The organism is Paenibacillus sp. KACC 21273 (assembly GCF_028736095.1).
Classification (GTDB): domain Bacteria; phylum Bacillota; class Bacilli; order Paenibacillales; family Paenibacillaceae; genus Saccharibacillus; species Saccharibacillus kyungheensis.
This window is the reverse complement of the sequence record NZ_CP117876.1, coordinates 3,527,241-3,550,073: the sequence shown is the minus strand read 5'-3', so window position 1 is coordinate 3,550,073 and position 22,833 is coordinate 3,527,241. Positions and strand designations below refer to the sequence as shown.

Here is a 22,833-nt window from a genome sequence, read left to right as displayed (position 1 = left end):
ATGAAAAACATAAAATAACCGTCTGATAGAGGAAGTGATCAGGCGGTTATCTCTATGTAATATTGAAAAAGGCACTATATAATTTATAGTTGACAAAAGTTTGTTTATATATTATCTTTAAATTAAGATTTATGAATTGATACTATTACAGTATCCAAATAAAAGGAGAGATTTTATCCATGTCTAAAGTTCTTTTTGTCAAAGCAAACAACCGTCCTGCTGATCAAGCAGTCAGTGTACAACTATACGAAGCATTTCTTAACAGCTACAAAACTGCTCATCCACAAGATGAAGTTGTAGAACTTGATTTATTCGCAGAAAATATCCCTTACTATGATGCTTTTGTATTGGGTGCTAACTTCAAAGCTTCTCAAGGTATGGAAGTATCTGCTGAAGAGCAAGCGGCTGTTGACCGTGTAAACAAATACTTAACTCAATTTTTGGATGCTGATAAAGTTGTTATTGCATTCCCATTGTGGAACTTTGCAGTTCCTGCTGTATTGCATAGCTACTTCGATTACTTGTCTCAAGCTGGTAAAACATTCAAATATACTGCTGAAGGTCCTGTAGGACTTGCTGGCGGTAAAAAAGTAATGTTGTTACACGCTAGTGGTGGCGTATATTCTGAAGGTCCTGGCGCTGATATCGAATTGGCTGTACGTTATGTACAAACATTGCTTGGATTCTGGGGTATTACAGATGTTGAGAAATTCATTATCGAAGGTCACAACGCATTCCCAGATCGTTCACAACAAATCGTTGCTGATGGTCTTCAAAATGCAGCAACAGTTGCACAAAACTTCTAAGTTACATTTATGACCATTGTAATATAATAATAAAGCGTCTGCGTGTATTTTTCGGAATAATCGATGAAAAAGAATCGCAGGCGCTATATGTTTAGCATATACCTATTCTTAGTGTAAGGAGGTTTCAGCTATGAAACACTCATCCATACAACCTAACCCCAACACAGAAAGTGATGAAGAAAAAGAATCGCTTCATTTGCTTATTATCTTATCACGTGCTTATCAGGCTGTCATGAATCAAGTCAACGATGATATTCAAAGTTATGGTCTTAATCCAACTGAATTCGGTGTGCTGGACTTTTTGTACCACAGTGAAAATCCACAGCCATTGCAGAAAATAGGACAAAAAGTATTGATTTCAAGCGGGAATATTACGTATGTTGTTGATAAATTAGAAAAGAAAAAAATGTTATGCCGTCGAGCTTGTGATAATGATCGTCGTGTTATTTTTGCAGAGCTTACAGCAGAAGGTAATCAATTTTTTGAAAGTATTTTTACCGGTCACAAACAAGCGATTATGAAAGCGACTCAAGGTCTGAATCATGATGAAAAGTTAGATATTATTCCATTGCTCAAAAAGTTAGGATATGCCGCTGCTAATAAAGAAGTCTAATCAGGGATTATACCACTGATTAGGCTTTTTTTATTTAATATTTATAAAACCTATCAATTTGGTATGAATAATCGTTGACCTCTGCGTACACAGAAGGTATATTAAATAAAAGTCAGTTTTTGTCGTCTGCTTAAATGGTCTAAAGTTCGTACCTTATACCATTATAGTCATGAATAAGACCATTTGATATGACATATGATCAGAAATACCACTTTATCTCAATAAATCTTCTACGTTGCACTATTATCTGTTCAATCAGGAGGAAAACATGCGAACTTATTTTCCACAACAATTTGAGAAAGTTTCTCCTAAAAAAGTTAGTGATTTTATTTTCGATCAATTAGAAGAATCTATTATTTTAAAAGAATTATTGCCAGAAGAACAACTTCCCAATGAGCGTGATATGGCAGTAATGTTCAATGCTAGTCGATTAGCTGTACGTGAAGCTCTTTCTCGCTTAGAAGAAGAAGGATTGATTGAGAAGCGTGTAGGTGCTAAAGGTGGAACATTTGTGTTGCCCTTAACGCTCAATTCACATCATCGTCATCATGAACAAATTGCGACCAATTGGGAGTCTTGGAGCAAAGTATTTGAGTACCGTCTTATTATTGAACCTGAAGCTGCTTTTTTAGCAGCAAAGCGTATTCAAGCAGAAGAGTTACATCAATTACAACTATATCTGGAGATGAGTATTGAACAAGATTGTTCACGCGAGTTATTTCGTGCTCTAGATGTGAAATTTCATTTGATGATTGCCAAAGCATCCGGTAATTCTTATTTTGAAAAAGCAGTGCGAGAGATTCGTACCAAAATCAATCCTGCGCTTGATTTGATGCCTTATAGTCAGGAAGTACGTGTACGCAATTCAGATAGTCATTTTGAATTGTTAGATGTGCTTCGTGCTCATGATGGCGAACGTTCCCGACTATTAATGCGCCAACATATCGAGCAGTCTGCTTCGTCTATTTATCACCGCGTATTTGATCAACCGGTATCGATTCTGGAAAAGGAGAGTGAATCATAATGAATCATCCTGATCAGCAAGATATCCAGATTAGACTAGCGCAGTTATTACCAGCTGCGCAGTCTATGCAGGAGAATTTAACCGCATGGCGTCGTGATCTACATATTCATCCTGAGATCGGGTATGAAGAAGTTCGAACTTCAGCGATTGTAGCTGAACATTTACAAAGTCTGGGACTTGAAGTGCAGACAGGTATTGGGAAAACAGGCGTTGTCGGGCTATGGCGTGGGTTAGAACCCGGCCCAACGATTGGACTGCGAGCGGATATGGATGCTTTACCGATTCAAGATGCCAAGCAAACCAGTTATGCTTCTCAATCGGAAGGCAAAGCTCATCTGTGTGGTCATGATGCTCATACCACTATGCTTATGGGTGCTGCTCAATTGTTAACGTCTATCGGTCGACCTGCATCCGGCAATATCAAATTCGTATTTCAGCCCGCAGAAGAAGGATTAGCAGGAGCAGATGCAATGATTCAAGATGGTGTATTAGAGCATCCTCATGTGGATGCAATGGCTGGTCTACATGTTTTTCCGAGTTTGCAGGTAGGAGAAGTGTCAGTATGTAAAGGAGTGGCTTTTGCTTCTGCTGACTTTTTTACGCTTCGTATTGTTGGTAAAGGAGGACATGGAGCACGTCCACATGAAGGAATTGATGCGATTGCGGTATCTGCTCAAGTCATCTCTGCTTTGCAACAAATTACAAGTCGTATGATAGACCCTTTGGAGACAGCGGTTGTGAGTATCGGTCAGATTCGAGGGGGGACAATGGCGGCAGCTATTGCTTCAGAAGTCGAAATGCTAGGAACAGTACGCACATTGTCTGCGGAAGTTCGTCAGCAAATGCCGATCAAGATCAGGCAGATCATAGAAGGAATTGTATCGTCATTTGGTGCTGATTATGAGCTGGATTATCAAATGAATTATCCTGTTGTCAAAAATGATAACCAGATGGTTGATTTCTTAACAGCCACTTGTGATCTGATGGCAGCAGGGCCGAAATGGCAATATACGCGTCCTTCAACAGGTGGCGAAGATTTTGCTTTTTATGCAGAAAAAGTACCGGCTGTCTTTTTCCGCTTAGGGACAAGCAATGGACAGCCAGAGACTTCTTATCCATTACATCATCCTATGTTCGATCTGGATGAATCAGCACTTCCTTACGGTGTGGCTACGTTGTCTGCACTTGCATTACATTACTTGGATCAACCAGTAAATCATCACAAATAAAAATAAATATGATCTCAAAAGGGTAGGAGTGGAAGGTATGAAAACAAAATCTTGGATAACGAGTACAGTATTACTACTTCTAGTAGCGATAGTGGTAGCAGGTTGTGGGAGTAGCAAAGGAACATCTACTGATTCAGCGACCAACAGCAAAACATTAACAATCGGGAATGCAACAGATATCGAAAGCTTTGATCCGCATAACAACAACAATACGTCTAGTGAAGCGGTACTGGTAAATATGTTTGATTATTTAGTTAAAAATGATAATGAACAAAAGAAAGTGCCTGTACTGGCTACATCATGGGAACAGGTAAATGATACAACATGGAGATTCAAACTACGTGAAGGCGTCACATTCCATAATGGTGATCCTTTTACAGCGGCAGACGTGAAATATACGATTGATCGTGTTGCCAAAGATAGTGCACTCAAACAAAATTCGTATTTCAAATCTATCCAACAAGTCAAAGTGATTGATGATTATACTGTCGATATGATTACCGATGGCCCTGATCCGTTATTGTTAAATCGTTTATCCAAAATGGGTGCAGGAATTCTTCCGTCAAAATATATCAAAGATAAAGGAATCGATGCGTTTCTTAAAAATCCAGTCGGTACAGGCCCTTACAAATTCAGCAAATGGATCAAAGATGATCGTGTAGAACTGGTCAAAAATGATAAATACTTTGGCGATGCACCGAAATGGGATACAGTAGTGTTCCGTTCGATTCCAGAAGCTTCGACACGTGTATCGGAATTGTTAGCAGGTGGGATTGATATTGCTTCAGGTATTCCTTCAACTGATGTCGAACGTATTCAAAGCGAAGAAGGAAAACAAATTGTGAAAGCTCCGATCCAACGTGTATTGCAATTGATTTTGCGTGAAACTGAAGGGACAGTCACGGCTGATCCTAAAGTACGTGAAGCGATTGATTTGGCAATTGATAAGCAAGGGATTGTAGATAGTATTGCAGGTGGAGCAGGGATTGTGACACGTACTTCTGTAACGCCGGGTAACTTTGGAGCTGATCCATCACTGTACAAACAGACCCTATACGATCCAGCCAAAGCCAAGCAATTGTTACAAGAGTCAGGTCATACAGGAGCAGAACTTAATATGACCGTATCTTCTCAGTACAAAGAATATGCAGAAGTTGTAGCAGCGATGCTCAATGAAGCAGGATTCAAAGCCAATCTGGAAGTGCTGGAACCTAGTGCTTTTAGTGAACGTTATAGCTCCAAGTCATTCAAAGAAATCTTTATGATCGGTATCGGTAATTCATTGTTCGATGCTTCTAATAACTACAATCGTTATCTCAAAACAGAAGCAGCAGGAGAGACAGACTTCAACAATCCGAAAGTTGAAAAGTTGTTACAAGATGCACTTGTAAATATGGACCCAGCATCTCGTGAAAAACAATATCAAGAAGTACAGCAGATTTTGGCAGAAGAACGTCCGGCTGTGTATTTGTTCCAAATGGAAGGTATCTATGGAGCAGATGGTCGTGTGAAATTTACACCAAGAAGTGATGAAATGTTCTATGCAGATGATATTACACCTGTGAATGGATAAAAAAATGCAGCAGGGATGGAAATGTATCGTCCCTGCTTTTTGTTATCGTAATCATTGAAATGTAAGAACTATAGCTAGGTACGGAGGTGATTAGCTTGAAAAGTTATATTGTGAAATCACTACTTCAAATTATTCCGGTATTGCTACTTGTATCGTTAATCGTTTTTATTCTGGTACGGGTGACTGGTGATCCTGTAGCGTTGATGTTACCTGAGACAGCAACAGCAGAAGATCGTGCTGTACTTACAGAAGCATTAGGCTTAGATCAACCATTATATAAGCAATACATTACATTTTTGGGAAGTGCGATTCAAGGTGATTTTGGTACTTCATTTCGTTATGGAGAATCGGCTTTACCGCTTGTGTTAGAGCGGTTACCAGCTAGCTTTGAATTAGCAGTGGCAGCGATGATTTTTGCAATTGTGATGGCGATTCCGCTTGGTATTTTGTCCGCAGTAAAGCGTAATACATTTACTGACTTATTAATATCAGGTATTTCGGTGATCGGCAAAGCAATGCCCAACTTTTGGATGGGAATTATGCTGATTTTGTTATTTTCAGTCATATTAGGTGCTTTACCTGTATCAGGCAGAGGTGGCATTGAACATTTATTATTGCCTGCTTTTACACTTGGTATCGGTATTGGAGCACAGATGACGCGGTTGGTTCGTTCCAGTATGCTGGAAATTTTAAATCAGGATTATATAGTTACAGCCAAAAGTAAAGGATTACGTCCATTTATTATTATTATGAAGCATGCTTTTCGCAATGGATTGATTCCTGTCGTGACTATTGTAGGTCTACAATTTACCAGTCTGATCGGCGGTACATTGATTACAGAGACTGTATTTGCTTGGCCAGGGTTGGGGCAACTTCTAGTAACTGCTGTGAATACACATGATATGGCGATTGTACAAGCAGCCGTATTTGTGATTGCGTTAATTGTCATTATAGGAAATCTATTAACAGATATTACGTATCGTCTGCTTGATCCTCGTATTACATACCGTTGATCAGGAATGAATGTTAGAAAGGATGATAAGATATGCCTGATCAAGGAATGATCCGTCAGTTATTAAAAAGTAAAACCGGCACATTAGGATTGCTGATTATTTTGGCGGTAGTGTTATGCGCTCTGCTAGCACCGTGGTTAGCAACTCATGATCCTGGTTCAGTTGCACCGCTAAAACGACTCAAACCACCGGTATGGTTAGATGGAGGAGAATCTAGTTACTGGTTAGGTACAGATAATCTAGGACGTGATATTTGGAGCCGTATTGTATATGGTGCTCGTGTATCTTTAATTGTTGGTGTAGGTGCAGTACTGGTATCCGGTATGATTGGAGCAGTCTTAGGATTGTTATCCGGTTATTATGGCAAATGGATCAATGCAATTATTATGCGAGTAGCAGATTCTTTTCTAGCGATCCCTTCGATATTGTTAGCATTGGTTGTACTTGCTGTAACTCAGCCTGGATTGATAACTTTGATTATCGTAATCGGGTTAACCAATTGGGTATCTTATGCTAGAGTGATCCGAAGTGAAGTCTTAGGTCTCAAAGAACGCGATTTTGTCAAAGCGGCGCAATCCGCAGGAGCAGGGCAAGGTCGCTTATTATTCCGTCATATTTTACCGAATGTGATGTCATCATTAATTGTAATTTCCAGTATGAATGTAGCGACAACGATTCTAATGGAAGCATCGTTAAGCTTTCTCGGGCTAGGGATTAAGCCACCTGATGTATCATGGGGTGGAATGCTCAGTGATGGTAGACAATATATTGCGACTAGCTGGTGGGTAGCTACTTTTCCGGGATTAGCGATTACATTTACAGTATTAGGAGTTATTTTTCTAGGAGACTGGTTACGGGATAAATTAGATCCTCGCATCACTAATGATCAGTCCTAACATATAACAAAAGCGATAAATAGTTGCGGTATCAATAAAGATTCGATCTGTAAAGGAGCCTATTCTGATGAGTCAAACAACGATACAACCTGAAGATCTGTATAAGTATAACTGGGTAAGTGATCCTTCGATTCATCCTGATGGAGCTATAGCTTATGTGTACAAAAGTATTGATGCTGAACGTAATCAATACAAAACGCATATCTATTATCAATCAGCCGATCGAAAGCAAAAGAAAAGAATAACCGATGGGGATTATGATTATGCACCTGACTGGTCGCCTAATGGCAGATATTTAGCATTTATTCGTAAAACAGATCATAAGCCACAATTGTGGATATTGGATATGATTGATAGCTCGATAAATCAATACAGCAAGCTTGAACGTGGAATAGGATTGTTTCGCTGGTCTCCAGATGGACGATCTATCATATTGACAAGTCGAGTGATAGGAGAGCGTGAAGTAGAAGCTCATGCACCTGATCGTGGACAAATTGTAGAGCGAACTACACCCAAAGCAGAAGGTTCTGGATTGTGGAATGGAACGTATCAACATCTGTTTTTACTTGAATTATCGACTCGTCAAATGACACAGATAACAGAGGGCGATTTTGATGCTTCATCGCCTGTCTGGTCACCGGATGGAACCGAAATAAGTTACCTTGCTCAAAAAAATGCTTCTATTATATATAGTGATATGGATCTAGTTTTTTATCAAGATTTATACACGCTAGAAATCGCTTCTGGACATACAGAAATACAGACCAATCATGATCTTATGATTAGCCAATTTGCATATGCACCGGATAGAAAGTCATGGACATGTATAGCTAATGATCGAGAATATGGCAGTGGTACTCAGAATCAAGTGTACCGAATAGACCGATCAACGAAGCAAATACGTTCGTTAACACCACAATCACAGATTCAGTTCGGTAATTTTATACTGAATGATATGAAGACTGCGGCTGCGATACCCGGGCCAATCTATAGTACAGATGGACAATCTATCTATGTATTAGGAACTTATCAAGGTAGTGTAGATCTATATCGTATTACCGAAGAAGGAGTATGTACTCCCATAACAACAGGTGGAAAAGATATTCATCAGATCGTCTATGCTCCACAACAAGATATTATGGTAGCGCTAGTTTCTGATGCTACTCATCCATATGAGTTAGTAACATTTCCATTTCTTCCAGTATCCAATATCCAATGGGACGAAGTAAAACCGTTAACAAATACTCATCTATGGCTAGCTGATTACAATGTATCGGTACCCCAATTATTTTGGTATACCAATAAAGAAGGTATCCAGATTCAAGGGTGGTTGATGAAACCAACAGATATAGTAGATCATGATTCTAAAATTCCTTTGATTTTACAGATTCATGGTGGGCCACATGCGATGTATTCTGATGCTTATAGTCACGAAATGCAGGCATTAGTATCACAGGGCTATGCGGTAATGATGATTAATCCACGTGGTAGCTTCGGTTATGGACAACATTTTGCTCAAGCTTGTCGTCAAGATTTCGGGGGTGGCGATTATCGTGATCTACTAGAAGCAGTAGATTATATACTGCAACATCATCCTGAATGTAATGACCACCAGTTAGGCATATGTGGTGGTAGTTATGGCGGACTTATGGTCAATTGGATAATCGCTCATGATGATCGTTTTCGTGTAGCTGTTACACAGCGTTGTATTTCCAATTGGATTTCCTTTTATGGAATTAGCGATATTGGTATTTCCTATACAGAAGGGATAATCGGTGGTAATCCCTGGGAAGATACAGAACGGTTATGGTCGCAATCGCCACTTGCTCATGTGCAACAGATAGAGACACCACTACTGATTATTCATGGAGAGCAAGATATGCGCTGTCCTATCGAACAAGGAGAACAGTTATATACTGCACTCAAACGTCAAGGCAAAGTGACCAAAATGGTTCGTTATCCTGATTCTAATCATATGGTACTCAAAAGCGGTAAGCCTAGCTATCGTGTAGACTTGTTAACGCATGTGAATGATTGGATCAAGCAATATATAGGTAGTCCGCTAGAGGTTCATTTATGACAGAACCATTTTTGGAAAAAGTGAAGCTATCGTTACCTGTAGGATTGTGGATTGAGAACTGTATGAGTAGTGGATTAGATCCAGCAACCATTATCGCTTATATCCATAACAAAGACTGGACACCTTTATTGTCAAATGTAGCTGATCCGCAAATGGATATGTTAGATCGTCTACAGATTGCGACAGATATGAATGATCCATGGGAACAAGCGATACTTGAAGGATACAGGTTCAAGTTTATTCATATCGGTGGTGTCAAACGACTTTTATACTTCCGATATCAAATGCAAGAACATCGGGATTACCAACAAAACGGAAATCAATTATCAGGATTGTCATTGCATTCAGACATGATATCGAATATAAACGAAAAAATCGGTATTCAGTGGGAAATTGTGATAGATACGCAAACGCTATCAAATACGCAGAATATGCAAATACGTTTAAAAAACGAAAGCTGTTGATTCATGACAGCTTTTTCTGTTTTTTTACATTAATATAGATATGAAAAGTGGGTTTTATATGCGAAATGCAACCTATAGAACTTGCTTAATTCGTCAATCTATGGGAAAATTTCACCAAGGTATACATTCTGGATATAAATGATAAGCTGAATAATCAGCAGTTATAAACACATCTTACGATCTGTGCAAGCGAATTGATCCTCGTAAGGTCTTTATGACAAGGAGGTCAGGCGCGATGGCACTACAACGAGAAGAAACAGCAGGACAACAACTCATATCACAAGCAGATCGATTTGCAGAAAAAGTAACACAGATGCAGTATCGTCAGCAGCCAGATTTAATGCAACGATTTGGATCTAATGGCAGAATTAAGAACCAAGCAAGATTCTTTATATACGATTAGCTATTTAGCTGAAAGTGTACTGATGAAGAGTCCAAGTTTGTTTATGAATTATATTTCATGGCTCAAAGTACTGTTAAATGGATATCGAGTATCCGAACAAGATTTATTAGTAAATTTACATGCGATCAAAAAAGCGCTTCAAAAAAGTTTTGATCATCCCCACAAATCCAATGTGATTGATTATCTGGATATGGGGATACATCATGTTCAAACCAGTGAATCGCAAACATCGTATATGTTGGATACCTCGTTATTAGGAAAAGAAGCAAAACAATACCTAGATTGTTTGCTACGTACAGAACGCAAAGAGGCCTACGCGCTTATCGTACATCTTCTTGAAAACGATACTCCTATCAAAGATATATACATTCATATATTCCAGACTGTACAATACGAGATCGGTCGGTTATGGCAAATTGGCGATATCAATATTGCTCAAGAACATTTCTGTACAGCGGCAACACAAAGTATCATTTCACGTCTGTATCCATATTGGATAAGCGCAGGTGAGGAACGATATCGCTTAGTTGCGGCCTGTGTCGGAGAAGAACAACATGAGATCGGGATTCGAATGTTGGCTGATTTTTTTGAAATGGAAGGCTGGAACACCTATTATTTAGGTGCTAATGTTCCAGATCACAGTCTTTTACAATCCATTGTGCATCATCAGGCGGATGTAATTGCTATTTCTGCAACAATGACCTTTCACGTTCATTTAGTGCAAGACTTAATTGAAAAAATTCGCGCTGAAGAATCAACCAGAGATGTCAAAATCATTGTCGGCGGATTGCCGTTTAATATTGACAGGGAACTGTGGAAGCGAGTTGGGGCAGATGGTTTTGCACCTGATGCAAATGAAGCTGTTGAAATAGCGACAAGCTTAGTAGCCCTGAATGAGTCAGGCAGCCCAGCCCTCGGTAAAAGGTTGAATAGCCTTTAGAAGGGAAGATGAACGCAATGACGAATGCTGAACAAGAAATCACTATTTTGCGTAAAACGATAGAAGATCTTTCCCATAAGATGATTAAAGGCAAATATCAAGAAGAGCAAATATTAGCTGAATTTTCAGCAATGAATAATGAAATGGTTACGCTACAACGTCAGTTAGCCAAAACCAATGCTGAGTTGAATGCGGCAAAAGAAGAAGCTATCCATGCCAATCAAGCACGTGCTCGCTTTTTGGCAATTATGACTCATGAAATACGTACACCGATGAATGGAATGATCGGTATGTCCGAAATTTTAATGAGTTCTGGATTATCGCAAGAGCAACAACAGTCTGTGATGTTAATTCAAGAGTCGGCTGAACTATTGCTCAGTATGATTAACAATATGCTGGACCTTTCCAAAATGGAAGCCGGCAAAATGAGACTGCAAGAAGAACCTATTGATTTGCGATTATTATTGGATCATATTATTCGGTTAAGTGAACCCAAAGCGCAAAAAAATGAGAATGTGATTTCGGCTTTTATTGATTACCGGGTAGAAAATGAATTGGTGGGCGATGGCGGCAGAATCAGACAAATTTTGCTTAATTTGCTCAGTAATGCTAATAAATTTACCAAACAAGGAAAGATCGAAGTCAGTATACAATTGAAACACAACAGTGCAAATTTACAGGTTCTTCACATCGAAGTTACAGATACAGGAATCGGCATCTCTGAAGAAAATCAAAAAAATATGTTTCAGCCTTATGCACAAGCTGATCAACCTGGCAAAAACGATGTAGAAGGAACGGGGCTGGGGCTCTCCATTTGTAAGTCATTTGTAGAGCTGATGGAAGGAACGATTGATTTGAAAAGTGAAGAAAATAAAGGATCAACTTTTTGGTTCGATATTCCGCTCAAAAAAGTTCAAGCTTCTTCGGACACTCAAGCGTTAATCCATACGAATCTCGATGAACAGCAGATCGATCATCATCAACTTCCTTCTCATTTGCATCATAAACAGACGGATAAAGCTATATTAATTGTAGAAGATAATCCTATTAATCGTCAGGTGATTCAACTACAACTGAAAAAGATGGGAATGGAACACGTCCATACAGTCAGCAACGGACAAGAAGCCATCTCCAAATATCTTGGACAAACCTATCATCTAATTTTGATGGATAACCGTATGCCTATTATGGATGGTCTGCAAGCTACTCACAAAATTCGTGAATTAGAAACAGCAGAGATGCGCTCACCTGTACCGATTATTGCTTTGACAGGTAATACCAGTCAGGAAGATCGGCAGAAATGTCTGGATGCAGGAATGAATGATATTTTGACCAAGCCGGTTAATCTTGAAAGTCTAACTGTTATGATGCGTAAATGGCTTCCAGATATCGTTCATGAAAAAGCATTGGATATGAGTGTGATTCAAGAAATACTGGAATTAAATGATGATGGTGATCCAGAAGTATTGCGGACGCTTATCGAAATGTATAAAAGTGAGACACCTACCAAGCTAGAACGATTAAAAAAGTTAGTGCTCCGTAAAGATGCAGCAGCATTGTCGGAAGCAGCACACGAACTCAAATCAGGTAGCTTGAGTATAGGAATTCAATATATGGCACAATTGTTGCATCAGATTGAGACATTGGCTAAAGAAGATGATTTGCGAGGAGTTCAAGAACTTGTGCAATTGCTAGCTCCTGCTTATGAAAAAGCTTGTCGGGAACTAGAATATTTAGTCAAATAAAAAGAATGATCAGGGAATCTGCACTTTGCAGGTTCCTTTTTTGTATACATCCATAAATAAATGAGCGCTCCCCTTTATAATATGTGATTACTTGGGTAATGGTAGATATACCAATTGATGATAAGGGGAGATACATGATGTGCGCAGCATTTGATACAGCTAGAGAATCAGAATCCGATTACCACGAAAAGTTTTATGAAGAAAATAAATTGTTTGAACCTGGAACTTGGATGGCAGGGCCTACACCGATTGTGATGGAGTTGTTAGAACGTCTGCAAAAATATACACCTGCACCAAAAGTATTGGATATGGCTTGTGGAGTAGGCAGACATACGATTCCAGTTGCTCAACAATTAACTGAAGGCGGTGTTGTGGTAGGGGTAGATTTGCTAGATTCTGCGATTGAGCAATTGCAGAAATATGCAGCAGAATACAACGTGGCTGATCGGATCGAAGCGGTTACCAGTGATGTGGAAAGTTACAATATTGAACCGGATGCTTACGATTATATGATTGCTACCGGATGCTTAGAGCATGTATCTTCCCAAGATTCATTGCAAAAAGTAATCAACAGCATGCAAGCAGGGACTCGTACAGGTGGTATTCATCTAATCTCTATGACTTCTTCGGTTCAACAAGTGGATCAAAAGACGCAAGAAGCTGAAGAAGGCAATATCGAGCTGAATTTGACCACAGAACAATTGTTAGAACTTTTAAATGAATATTATGAAGGTTGGAATATTATCGAGCGCAAAGCAGTTGCTCAAGCGATCGAAGAAACCAAAGATGGCAAAGAGATCGAACTACAAGGCAATTGGATCACATTTGCAGCTTGTAAAGAAGATCCACAGCCTCATCCTGAAGTGTTGCAACAAGTACAGTCATCTACAGACAAGTAAGCTATAAGCATGATAAACATATTGTACTGTGTTACTGTTTGACACATCATGTAAAATAGAGAAGTAGTCAAGCAAACCGTACAGGAGGAATACAGTGTGTTAGAACGGATCGATCAAAAATTAGAGCAATCTCAATTACAGGAATTATTATCATATGCCGTATTTCCTGATCCACAAGTATTGGAGGCTGTTATTCAACAGTATCATACACAGGATCATATGCATTTATATGGATATCAAGAAGACGGCGTATGGATTGGTGTAATCGGCTGTGTAGAAGAAGCAGATACACCAGACGTTTTACGTATCCGTCATTTAGCAATTGCTCCGAATGAACGTGGTAAAGGGTATGGACGTGGTATTTTGTTAGAATTGATAGAAACAGCTCAACCTTCTGTTTTGCTTGCTGAAGCAGATGATGAAGGAGCAGAATTTTATCGCAATATCGGCTTTACTGTTATCGGAAATGGAGAGCTAAATGCAGCTTCTGAACGTTACCTGTGCCGTTATGAAGTAGAAGAGGAAGAAGAATAACAGACACATTGCAATCTCATTATTAATCTATATACACTCTTTTGTCCCTATAAGTCTGGATCATTATCAAACCAGACATTAACTATAGAGGAGAAAAGGGTGTATTTTTTTGCATTAAGATGCCTGATAAGAGGAAAGGTATAAATAATCGTTATACTAATGCAAATGATTTGTATGTTATAATACATGACAATATTATTTGGAATTTCGTATAGATGTTAGCGGAATAGGAGGTACTCGTATGCAATTAACGGTTCAAGAAGCGCTCGCAGTGTATCCTCTGTCTGAAGCGCGCCTTGTTGCGGGTGCCCGGGGAACATCACGACTTATGAAGTCTGTGAATGTTATGGACGCGCCAGATATCGCCGACTGGATCAAAAGCGGAGAAATGTTATTTACGACTGCTTTTATTATGAAAGACAGTGAAGAAGAAGCGATCAAATTGATGCGCAAGTTAAATGAACGCGGTTGTGCAGGGCTTGGAGTAAAATTAGGACGATTTTGGGAAGTGATTCCGCAGGCAATTATTGATGAAGCCAATCGTTTACAATTTCCACTGCTTGAGCTTCCTTTTCAGTTTACTTTTTCCGATCAGATGAATGCTCTTTTTCAAGCAGAACACGAACGGAGTACCAAACTGTTGCAATCAGTTCTACATAAGCAAAAGCGTCTTATGCAGTTTGCGCTTAATCAGGATCAACAGGGAAATGTATTTGCTGTGCTGGAAGATATTTTGAAATATCCGATAGCGATTATCGGTTCACGCGGACATATTCTGTACAATGGCGGTGAAGGCGGAGACAGTGTACTTCAAGGATGGCCGTGGAAAATGTCACCAACACGTGTGAAATGGAACTCGGGTAGTTGTTATCGTGTACCGATTATGAAGCGTAGTGAACAGTACGGATTTTTACTGGTATTTACAGATAGCTCGATGCCACTGAAAGAAGAAGAAGAATTATTCCAGCAAGCCGCTGAAGTATTAGCTTTTCATATGGATACGACATACCGTGAGCATGTGAATCCCGGTGTACAAGACAAAATGCGTACACTGGTTACGCAATATCTATCCAAACGAATGTCTCTCGATGATCTTACAGAAGGTGCAGGGCGATTAGGAGTGAACTTATTTCCTGGGCCGTATCAATGTGTATTAACCACACTTGAGCCACAAGCATTTTCTTCAGAAAAGCGTCTAGCCCAGATTCATCAAGAGTTGCAGTATAATCCGCTGATGCAGTTATTTCCTTCTCAACATTTTCGGATCGAAGAAGGGATCTTATCGATCTATGCTTGTCCATCTGAGCGAGATTATGGTGAGGAACTATCTGCTTTTTTGATCAATCGGTTTGAAGATATGGAATCTCTTAGTCATGATGGAGGTAGTCCACGCTTCTGGATTAGCAAAATTAAGACAGAACCTAGTTCTTTGCGTGAAGCTCATCAAGAAACATTGGAGACTCGCAAGTTAGCGAAGCGCTTTGGAATGACACATATTGCTTTACAATTTCAGACGTTAGAATTTGCCTATGTATTTCAGCATGTTCCTGAGAATATTATGGAGACGTATTGTCACAAAATACTGGAACCGTTACTGATCAAAGACAGCGATCCCAATCAAGTGCTGATGAATACACTTGAAGCTTTTGTTGAAAATGACGGACTTATTAATGAAGCCGCTAAGCAGTTATATGTACATCGCAATACTGTAACCTATCGGATGGACAAGATCGGTAGTCTGCTTCAGATGGATTTTAAAAAGACAAACGATCTGCTCAAACTTAAAATGGTATTTACATTCCGCAAATTTTTGAAAGATAAACAACAATCGTAAGCTCAGTTCTGGTAACGATGCTAGAAGAAGTTATCGATATATAAGGATCAATGATTGAAGATCATATCAAAATTAACTCTATACAAGTGGCATATCATTATGCTAAAGACCCTTACCTTTTGGTGAGGGTTTTTTGTATTATTCACAAAACACTACTTCAATGTTATGTTATATAACAAAATTATAGCTGATTAGTTGATATGTTCTATAACCTTACGTAAAATGATAAAAAAGAACGAACGAAAAGAGGAAAACTTTTGGAAAATACACAGAAATCATGGCAGACGTGGACTAAAGAACAATTTTTACAGCAATTTGGTGGATTATATGAACATTCCGCTTGGATTACTGAACAAGCATGGGAGCAAAGACCGTTTAATACTTTACAAGACATGTTAAATACGATGAAAAAGATTGTATCTGATTCTGATACATCGACACAATTAACATTATTAAGACAACATCCAGATTTGGGAACCAAAATCGAAATGAGTGACCATTCACAATCAGAACAAGCAGGAGCAGGATTGACTGGACTATCGGCAGAGCAATATGAACAATTAGCGAAATTGAATGAAGTGTATACCGAGCAATATCAATTTCCTTTTATTTTAGCAGTCAAAGGAAAAACGACTGATCAGATTCTGGAATCTATGCGTCATCGGACAGGAAAGCCGGCTGAAGAAGAATTTCAGACAGCACTTGGACAGGTACATACGATTGCAGGGTTGAGACTGCAAATGTGGGCAGATGAGCAAGGATTACTTCTTTCCCAGTGATTCTAGATCTTATACCGCCAAACAAGAAACAGGTCACAAAGAAAGCAGGTGAAGCAAGTGAGCGGTAAAATAACAACTCATGTGTTGAATTTGGCACAAGGCACACCAGCCGAGGGTGTCAAAATCGAACTTTATTATAGTGAAAAAAATCTATTACTTGCTACAGCCTTTACCAATGCAGATGGACGTGTCGATCAACCATTGTTAGCAGGCGAACATATACAAGCTGGATTGTACGAATTGATCTTTTATGTTGGTGATTATCATCGTGCGATCGGTACCAGTACAGCAGACACCTTATTATGGGAAAAGGTTCCTTTACGTTTCCATATTGTAGATACTGAACAAAATTATCATATTCCTTTATTGGTCGCTCCCGGTGGATATAGCACTTATCGTGGAAGCTAATAGATTAGATATACCAGCGTTAGACATACAACTCATGATTATAGGATGAGAATCAAAGGAAATAAGGAAGGAGTGTAGAGGATGCAACCAGAATTGGATCTGATTATTACTGGAGGCACTGTTGTATTACCAGATCGTGTAGCCAAAATGGATATTGGTATTCGAAATGGCAAAATACAATCACTAACTCCTTCTATCCCTTATACACATGGAGTGACTGTGATTCAAGCGGATGGATTGCATATATTACCGGGAACCGTTGATATTCATGTTCATTTTAATGAACCCGGATTAGGCAGTTGGGAAGGATTTCAGACAGGTTCGGCAGCTCTTGCCGCAGGAGGAATAACCACCTATGTTGATATGCCCCTAAATGGTGTACCACCAACTACAAATGCTGAACATTTGGAAGCCAAAAAGCAAGTAGCCAAGCAACATTCTTATGTTGATTATGCACTCTGGGGTGGACTGGTAGAAGGAAATGTTGATCAATTAGCAGAAATGTCAGCAGGCGGTGTAGTAGGATTCAAAGCATTTATGTCAGAACCGGGTGGAGAAGGAGAAGATATCTTCACCAGAGCAGACGATACTACGTTACGATCTGGAATGACAGAGATTGCTAGATTAGGTCATGTGCTTGCATTACATGCTGAAGATGAACCCACCGTATCTGCACTAGCCAATCAAGCAGTAGTAGAAGGAAGAACAGGAGTAAGAGATTATCTGGATTCCCGACCGATTGAAGCTGAAGTGATAGCTGTGAAGCGTGCACTGGAGTATAGTCGTCAGACGAATTGCGCGCTCCACTTTGTGCATATTAGTAGCCGGGAAGCGGTCGATATTATTACCGCTGCTAAGCAAGAAGGACTGGATGTAACTGTAGAGACATGTCCTCATTATTTAGTGCTAACCGATCAAGATGTAGAAGATCAAGGTGTGCTTGCTAAATGTGCACCGCCTTTACGTAGTGCTACAGAGCAGTCTGCTCTCTGGGATGCAGTCGCACTCGGGCTTATTGATATTATTGCTTCAGATCATTCGCCTTGCCCACCTGAAATGAAGCAATCGAACAATTTTTTTGAAGCATGGGGCGGTATATCTGGAGCGCAGAGCACATTGTTATTGATGTTGGAAGAAGGTTATCATCGGCGTCAGATCTCTTTGCCAGCGATAGCAAATATGTTATCAAAGCATCCGGCTGAACGTGTAGGAGTATCTCAATCTAAAGGTCAGATTAAAGTAGGTTTAGATGCAGATCTTGTACTTGTGAATCTGGAGCAATCGTATACGTTAGAACATGATGATCTATATGATAAACATCGTCAAAGCCCTTATGTAGGATATTCATTTTCCTCGACGGTGCACAAGACGATAGTACGCGGACATATTGTATATGACCAGTCATCTGGATTGACGGATACATGTATCGGACAATTTATTGCTTATCAGACAGGAGGAGTGATTCATGGCTAAGCAAGCAGCGCCAATGATCGAAAATTACAGTGAAAAGTTACACAGTATGGTGGAATGGCTGGCTCAATTTGGAGCTGATGAACAAGGCGGAGTCACTCGGCTGTTATACACTCCTGCATGGTTAGAAGCACAACAAGCATTGTTTGATTATATGGAAATGCAAGGATTAGAACCTTTTTACGATCAAGTGGGGAATCTTACAGGTCGGTTAGTAGGCAAGCAATCTGAACGACTACCGATTGTAACAGGTTCGCATATTGATACTGTTGTATTTGGAGGTAAATACGATGGTGCGTTAGGTGTTATTGCAGGTGTACTGGCACTTTCTTATTTGAAAGAAACCTATGGAGAGCCTTTACGAACGATTGAAGTGATATCACTAGCCGAAGAAGAAGGTAGCCGATTTCCTTTAACGTATTGGGGATCAGGCAATATTACTGGATCCTATCAAGTGAGCGCAGTTCCGGTAGTGAAAGATCGTGATGGGGTTAGCTTGGAACAGGCGATGAAGCAAGCAGGATTCGGAGCTGAATCCATATACCCATCATGTCAGCGTGAATTTGCTGCTTATGTCGAACTTCATATTGAACAAGGATTTGTATTGGAGCGCACAGGGCATCAGATTGGTGTAGTTACAGGGATTGTAGGTCAGCGCCGAATTGAAGTGAAAGTACTCGGTGAAAGTAATCATGCAGGTACAACACCGATGCAATGGCGTAGAGATACATTAGCAGGTGCATCCTTGATGATTAGTAGCGTCAAGCGTTCTGCATTAGAATGGGGCGATCCATTGGTCGCTACGGTGGGAAGTCTGCAAGTATCACCGAATGTACCGAATGTGATTGCAGGAGAGACAACATTTACATTGGATATTCGTCATCTGGATCATCAAATATTGAATGATTATACAGATGCTTTATATGAAGAAATTTCAGCGATAGCAGAGCAAGAAGGATTAACATTATCTTGGAAAGAGCATTTACGGGCAGAACCTGTTCCTATGCATCAAGCGATGATTGATGATCTGCAACATGTATGCGATCAAGCAGGTATATCGTCGCTATCGTTACCAAGTGGAGCAGGGCATGACGCTCAGATTTTCGGTGTAGAATGTCCTTCTGCAATGATCTTTGTACCGAGTCGTGAAGGCATTAGCCATAACCCATTAGAATATACAGCCGAAGCTGATATTATACAGGGCTTCAAAGTACTAACCGAATTGCTATATCAATATGCTTATCGAGGTGAAGACCATGAAGCGTTATAAAGACTTATCGCCACCCCCGCGCACGATTATGACACCCGGTCCTGTTGAAGTGGACCCACGTGTATTGCGAGCGATGTCGATGCCTATTTTGGGGCAATTTGATCCTGCTTTTACCGATATTATGAATGAAACGATGGAAATGTTACGCGAGTTGTATATGACTACTAATCAATGGGCTTTTCCTGTCGATGGTACTTCACGTTCAGGGCTTGAAGCAGTGATGGTTAGCTTAATCGAACCCGGCGATAAAGTGCTGGTTCCAATCTACGGACGATTTGGACATTTACTAACTGAAATTGCTGAGCGTTGCGGTGCAGAGGTTGAGACTATTGAGACGGAATGGGGAACTGTATTTGATCCTGAAGTCGTAAAGCAAGCGATTGTCCAATATCAACCGACCATTGTAGCGATGGTACATGGTGAAACATCTACAGGATGTATGCAACCTTTATCTGAAATAGGGCATTTTTGTCGGGAACATGATGTGCTATTTGTTGTAGATGCTGTAGCTACAATCGGTGGGGTTCCTTTTTATACCGATGAATGGAAAGTTGATGCAGTAATGGGTGGTACTCAGAAATGTCTGTCTGTTCCTTCAGGAATGGCACCGATTACGTATAATGATCGAGTAGAACGTAAGATTCTAGGACGTAAAAGTATCGAGCGTGGACTTCGGACTGCAAATGATCTTCCGTTAGCAGGTATGTCCGGTCATAATCGTATCGCCAGTAATTATTTTGATCTGGCACAATTGCAAGATTATTGGAGTCCTAAGCGACTTAATCATCATACAGAAGCTACCACGATGTTATATGGATTACGTGAAGGGTTGCGTATTTTGTTAGAAGAAGGTCTGGAAGCACGGTTTGCCCGTCATGCAGAAAATGGAGCAGCGATTGTAGCTGGTATCCGCGGAATGGGATTAGAATTATTCGGCGATGACAGTGCAAGATTGCCTGTTGTCACTTGTATCCAAATTCCAACAGGTGTAGATGGCGAAAGTGTACGTTCGATGTTACTTCATGATTTTGGGATCGAGATCGCCAGTTCTTTTGGTCCATTACAAGGTAAAATCTGGCGGATCGGTAGTATGGGATATAGCAGTAGTCGCAAAAATGTACTTCATGTTTTAGGTGCTCTGGAAGCAGTATTAATCCACCATGGTGTGAAATTACCGGCAGGACAAGGTGTGCAAGCGGCACTTAGTGTGTATGCTGGTCAGAAAGAGGTGACGTACCAGTGAACATTATGCCCCAATCGCGTAGAGGAATGGTTGCAGCACCGCATTATTTAGCAAGTCAGACAGGTGCCTTTATTTTGCAGTCCGGTGGTAACGCATTCGATGCTGCGGTTGCGGTAAGTGCTGTACTGGGTGTCGTCTATCCTCATATGACAGGGCCTGGTGGAGATGCTTTTTTTCTAATTCATGATGGTCATACAGGCAAGATTGAAGGATATAATGGAAGTGGGCGTTCTGCTGCCAAAGCAACACCTGAATGGTATACCAAGCAAGGGTATACGACTATTCCAAGTCGTGGCCCTTTAGCGGCTGTAACTGTTCCGGGTATGGTAGATGCCTGGGAAGCAGTCTGGAAAAAGTATGGACGGTTGCCATGGGCTGAGATCATCGCTCCGGCGGTTCGATACGCAGAAGAAGGCTTTCCAGCTTCACCAAGTCTAGCACGCTGGATTATGCGTGATCTGGAATGGATTCAGCAAGATACTCATCTTCAATCAGTATTCTGTCCTAATGGTGTTCCGTTAGTAGAAGGCGATATTGTTATTCAGACTAAGCTTGCTCAGACGCTACGTTTGATTGGCGAACAAGGAAGTGCATGTTTTTACAATGGATCTATCGGGCAGATGATTGGTGAAGCGACAGAACGAGATGGTAGTGTGTTAACGAAGGAAGATCTGGCAGCGCATCAAGGAGAATGGATAGAACCTGTATCGACCACATATCGAGGACACCGGGTATATCAAATGCCACCGAATACACAGGGATTCTCGCTATTGATGATGCTTAATATTTTGGAAAATGTTGATTTGTCGTCTATTGCTCGCTTTTCGCCTGAATTTTATCATCTGGTAGTAGAAACCGTGAAAAAAGCTTTTCAAGATCGAGATCGTTATTTAACCGATCCTGCTTTTCGAGATATTCCTATAGAACAATTATTATCCAAAGACTATGCCAAAAAATTATGGTATGACATGCAATATCATCCTCAAGCGTCTCCGCATCTTTCACCTGCAATGGGTCAGGATACGGCTTATGCGGCTGTAACTGATGATGAAGGCAATACAGTTTCGTTTATTCAAAGTCTTTATTTTGATTTTGGATCTGCTTATGTGCCGGGTGATAGTGGTGTTATTTTGCAAAATCGAGGTTCATTCTTTTCACTCGATGATCGGGCGCCGAATGTATTGGAACCACGTAAACGTACTTTCCATACATTAATGCCAGGAATGGTAACGAAAAATGGTAAACCTTATCTGCTGTTAGGAACGCAAGGTGGAGAAGGACAACCTCAGACCCAATTATCTATTTTGACCGGTGTGATTGATTATCAATTAACGATCCAGCAGGCGATTGGATTGCCACGATGGTTGTATGGACGGACATGGGGCGATATGAGCGATACGTTGAAAATCGAAAGCCGTTCATATGAAGATATTTATTCGCGCTTAGAAGCTTACGGGCATATCGTAGAACCAGTTCGTGATTACGATGCAGTAATGGGTGAAGCGCAAGGAATTATGATTAATGAACAGGGTGTATTTAGCGGTGCAGCTGATCCTCGTAGTGATGGGATTGCTATCGGGATATAGAGCGGGATAGAGACAGAGGGGGAA

At 40.3% G+C, this 22,833-nt stretch carries 21 protein-coding genes; all 21 read left to right on the top strand.

From position 1 onward, the window contains the following. Positions 1-179: 179 nt before the first annotated feature. The 21 genes from PQ460_RS15475 to ggt all read left to right on the top strand — a co-directional run bounded on the left by PQ460_RS15475 (position 180) and on the right by ggt (position 22,809). Positions 180-806: an FMN-dependent NADH-azoreductase gene (locus PQ460_RS15475; RefSeq protein WP_273615701.1), complete on the top strand. Its 627-nt coding sequence runs from the start codon at positions 180-182 to the stop codon at positions 804-806. A gap of 130 nt (positions 807-936) precedes the next feature. Then, positions 937-1,419: a MarR family winged helix-turn-helix transcriptional regulator gene (locus PQ460_RS15470; RefSeq protein ID WP_273615702.1), complete on the top strand. Its 483-nt coding sequence runs from the start codon at positions 937-939 to the stop codon at positions 1,417-1,419. Between the two features lie 268 nt (positions 1,420-1,687). Beyond that, on the top strand, positions 1,688-2,443 hold the full coding sequence (locus PQ460_RS15465) for a FadR/GntR family transcriptional regulator (protein WP_273615703.1): 756 nt from the start codon (positions 1,688-1,690) through the stop codon (positions 2,441-2,443). Next, positions 2,443-3,672 carry a M20 metallopeptidase family protein gene (locus tag PQ460_RS15460; protein WP_274170363.1) on the top strand — a complete coding sequence of 410 codons (1,230 nt, stop codon included), beginning with the start codon at positions 2,443-2,445 and terminating at the stop codon, positions 3,670-3,672. Before PQ460_RS15465 ends, PQ460_RS15460 begins: the two co-directional genes overlap by 1 nt. 37 nt (positions 3,673-3,709) lie before the next feature. Beyond that, positions 3,710-5,245 carry an ABC transporter substrate-binding protein gene (locus PQ460_RS15455; RefSeq protein WP_274170362.1) on the top strand — a complete coding sequence of 512 codons (1,536 nt, stop codon included), beginning with the start codon at positions 3,710-3,712 and terminating at the stop codon, positions 5,243-5,245. A 95-nt stretch (positions 5,246-5,340) separates the two neighbouring features. Then, positions 5,341-6,258 (top strand): ABC transporter permease, encoded by a 918-nt coding sequence (locus PQ460_RS15450; protein ID WP_273615706.1) that lies wholly within the window; start codon positions 5,341-5,343, stop codon positions 6,256-6,258. Between the two features lie 32 nt (positions 6,259-6,290). Then, positions 6,291-7,154 carry an ABC transporter permease gene (locus PQ460_RS15445; protein ID WP_273615707.1) on the top strand — a complete coding sequence of 288 codons (864 nt, stop codon included), beginning with the start codon at positions 6,291-6,293 and terminating at the stop codon, positions 7,152-7,154. A gap of 67 nt (positions 7,155-7,221) precedes the next feature. Beyond that, positions 7,222-9,234, top strand: coding sequence for a S9 family peptidase (locus PQ460_RS15440; protein ID WP_274170361.1), 2,013 nt, complete (start codon positions 7,222-7,224; stop codon positions 9,232-9,234). Next, positions 9,231-9,698 (top strand): hypothetical protein, encoded by a 468-nt coding sequence (locus PQ460_RS15435; RefSeq protein WP_274170360.1) that lies wholly within the window; start codon positions 9,231-9,233, stop codon positions 9,696-9,698. The genes PQ460_RS15440 and PQ460_RS15435 overlap by 4 nt, the downstream gene beginning before the upstream one ends. 235 nt (positions 9,699-9,933) lie before the next feature. Next, on the top strand, positions 9,934-10,101 hold the full coding sequence (locus PQ460_RS23490) for a hypothetical protein (RefSeq protein ID WP_337993933.1): 168 nt from the start codon (positions 9,934-9,936) through the stop codon (positions 10,099-10,101). Then, positions 10,058-11,041, top strand: a complete 984-nt coding sequence (locus tag PQ460_RS15430) for a cobalamin B12-binding domain-containing protein (protein WP_337993932.1) — start codon at positions 10,058-10,060, stop codon at positions 11,039-11,041. Before PQ460_RS23490 ends, PQ460_RS15430 begins: the two co-directional genes overlap by 44 nt. Before the next feature lie 17 nt (positions 11,042-11,058). Then, positions 11,059-12,786 carry an ATP-binding protein gene (locus PQ460_RS15425; protein ID WP_274170359.1) on the top strand — a complete coding sequence of 576 codons (1,728 nt, stop codon included), beginning with the start codon at positions 11,059-11,061 and terminating at the stop codon, positions 12,784-12,786. A 134-nt stretch (positions 12,787-12,920) separates the two neighbouring features. Further along, a complete protein-coding gene (locus PQ460_RS15420; RefSeq protein WP_274170358.1) occupies positions 12,921-13,685 on the top strand; it encodes a class I SAM-dependent methyltransferase in 765 nt (254 codons plus the stop codon). Positions 13,686-13,781: 96 nt separating this feature from the next. Then, positions 13,782-14,219: a GNAT family N-acetyltransferase gene (locus PQ460_RS15415; RefSeq protein ID WP_274170357.1), complete on the top strand. Its 438-nt coding sequence runs from the start codon at positions 13,782-13,784 to the stop codon at positions 14,217-14,219. 241 nt (positions 14,220-14,460) lie between these two features. Then, positions 14,461-16,053: a PucR family transcriptional regulator gene (locus PQ460_RS15410; RefSeq protein WP_274170356.1), complete on the top strand. Its 1,593-nt coding sequence runs from the start codon at positions 14,461-14,463 to the stop codon at positions 16,051-16,053. Positions 16,054-16,310: 257 nt separating this feature from the next. Further along, positions 16,311-16,832 (top strand): 2-oxo-4-hydroxy-4-carboxy-5-ureidoimidazoline decarboxylase, encoded by a 522-nt coding sequence (uraD, locus tag PQ460_RS15405; RefSeq protein ID WP_274170355.1) that lies wholly within the window; start codon positions 16,311-16,313, stop codon positions 16,830-16,832. Between the two features lie 57 nt (positions 16,833-16,889). Next, complete coding sequence (gene uraH / locus PQ460_RS15400; protein WP_274170354.1) at positions 16,890-17,240, top strand: hydroxyisourate hydrolase; 351 nt, start codon at positions 16,890-16,892, stop codon at positions 17,238-17,240. An 81-nt stretch (positions 17,241-17,321) separates the two neighbouring features. Next, the gene (locus PQ460_RS15395) at positions 17,322-18,713 is read left to right on the top strand and encodes an allantoinase (RefSeq protein ID WP_274170353.1); all 1,392 of its coding nucleotides are present in this window, start codon (positions 17,322-17,324) and stop codon (positions 18,711-18,713) included. After that, the gene (allC, locus tag PQ460_RS15390) at positions 18,706-19,980 is read left to right on the top strand and encodes an allantoate deiminase (RefSeq protein ID WP_274170352.1); all 1,275 of its coding nucleotides are present in this window, start codon (positions 18,706-18,708) and stop codon (positions 19,978-19,980) included. The genes PQ460_RS15395 and allC overlap by 8 nt, the downstream gene beginning before the upstream one ends. Then, positions 19,967-21,223: a pyridoxal-phosphate-dependent aminotransferase family protein gene (locus PQ460_RS15385; protein WP_274170351.1), complete on the top strand. Its 1,257-nt coding sequence runs from the start codon at positions 19,967-19,969 to the stop codon at positions 21,221-21,223. The genes allC and PQ460_RS15385 overlap by 14 nt, the downstream gene beginning before the upstream one ends. Continuing rightward, positions 21,220-22,809 (top strand): gamma-glutamyltransferase, encoded by a 1,590-nt coding sequence (ggt, locus tag PQ460_RS15380; RefSeq protein WP_443147163.1) that lies wholly within the window; start codon positions 21,220-21,222, stop codon positions 22,807-22,809. Before PQ460_RS15385 ends, ggt begins: the two co-directional genes overlap by 4 nt. The last annotated feature ends 24 nt before the right edge of the window (positions 22,810-22,833 follow it).

Excerpts from the sequence above, each read along its gene's own strand:
- PQ460_RS15410 (WP_274170356.1), top strand. The coding sequence starts at position 14,461 with ATGCAATTAACGGTTCAAGAAGCGCTCGCAGTGTATCCTCTGTCTGAA.
- PQ460_RS15385 (WP_274170351.1), top strand. The coding sequence starts at position 19,967 with ATGAAGCGTTATAAAGACTTATCGCCACCCCCGCGCACGATTATGACA.
- PQ460_RS15465 (WP_273615703.1), top strand. The coding sequence starts at position 1,688 with ATGCGAACTTATTTTCCACAACAATTTGAGAAAGTTTCTCCTAAAAAA.
- PQ460_RS15435 (WP_274170360.1), top strand. The coding sequence starts at position 9,231 with ATGACAGAACCATTTTTGGAAAAAGTGAAGCTATCGTTACCTGTAGGA.
- PQ460_RS15455 (WP_274170362.1), top strand. The coding sequence starts at position 3,710 with ATGAAAACAAAATCTTGGATAACGAGTACAGTATTACTACTTCTAGTA.
- PQ460_RS15445 (WP_273615707.1), top strand. The coding sequence starts at position 6,291 with ATGCCTGATCAAGGAATGATCCGTCAGTTATTAAAAAGTAAAACCGGC.
- PQ460_RS23490 (WP_337993933.1), top strand. The coding sequence starts at position 9,934 with ATGGCACTACAACGAGAAGAAACAGCAGGACAACAACTCATATCACAA.
- PQ460_RS15470 (WP_273615702.1), top strand. The coding sequence starts at position 937 with ATGAAACACTCATCCATACAACCTAACCCCAACACAGAAAGTGATGAA.
- PQ460_RS15460 (WP_274170363.1), top strand. The coding sequence starts at position 2,443 with ATGAATCATCCTGATCAGCAAGATATCCAGATTAGACTAGCGCAGTTA.
- PQ460_RS15430 (WP_337993932.1), top strand. The coding sequence starts at position 10,058 with ATGGCAGAATTAAGAACCAAGCAAGATTCTTTATATACGATTAGCTAT.
- PQ460_RS15440 (WP_274170361.1), top strand. The coding sequence starts at position 7,222 with ATGAGTCAAACAACGATACAACCTGAAGATCTGTATAAGTATAACTGG.
- PQ460_RS15395 (WP_274170353.1), top strand. The coding sequence starts at position 17,322 with ATGCAACCAGAATTGGATCTGATTATTACTGGAGGCACTGTTGTATTA.
- PQ460_RS15420 (WP_274170358.1), top strand. The coding sequence starts at position 12,921 with ATGATGTGCGCAGCATTTGATACAGCTAGAGAATCAGAATCCGATTAC.
- allC (WP_274170352.1), top strand. The coding sequence starts at position 18,706 with ATGGCTAAGCAAGCAGCGCCAATGATCGAAAATTACAGTGAAAAGTTA.
- PQ460_RS15475 (WP_273615701.1), top strand. The coding sequence starts at position 180 with ATGTCTAAAGTTCTTTTTGTCAAAGCAAACAACCGTCCTGCTGATCAA.
- PQ460_RS15425 (WP_274170359.1), top strand. The coding sequence starts at position 11,059 with ATGACGAATGCTGAACAAGAAATCACTATTTTGCGTAAAACGATAGAA.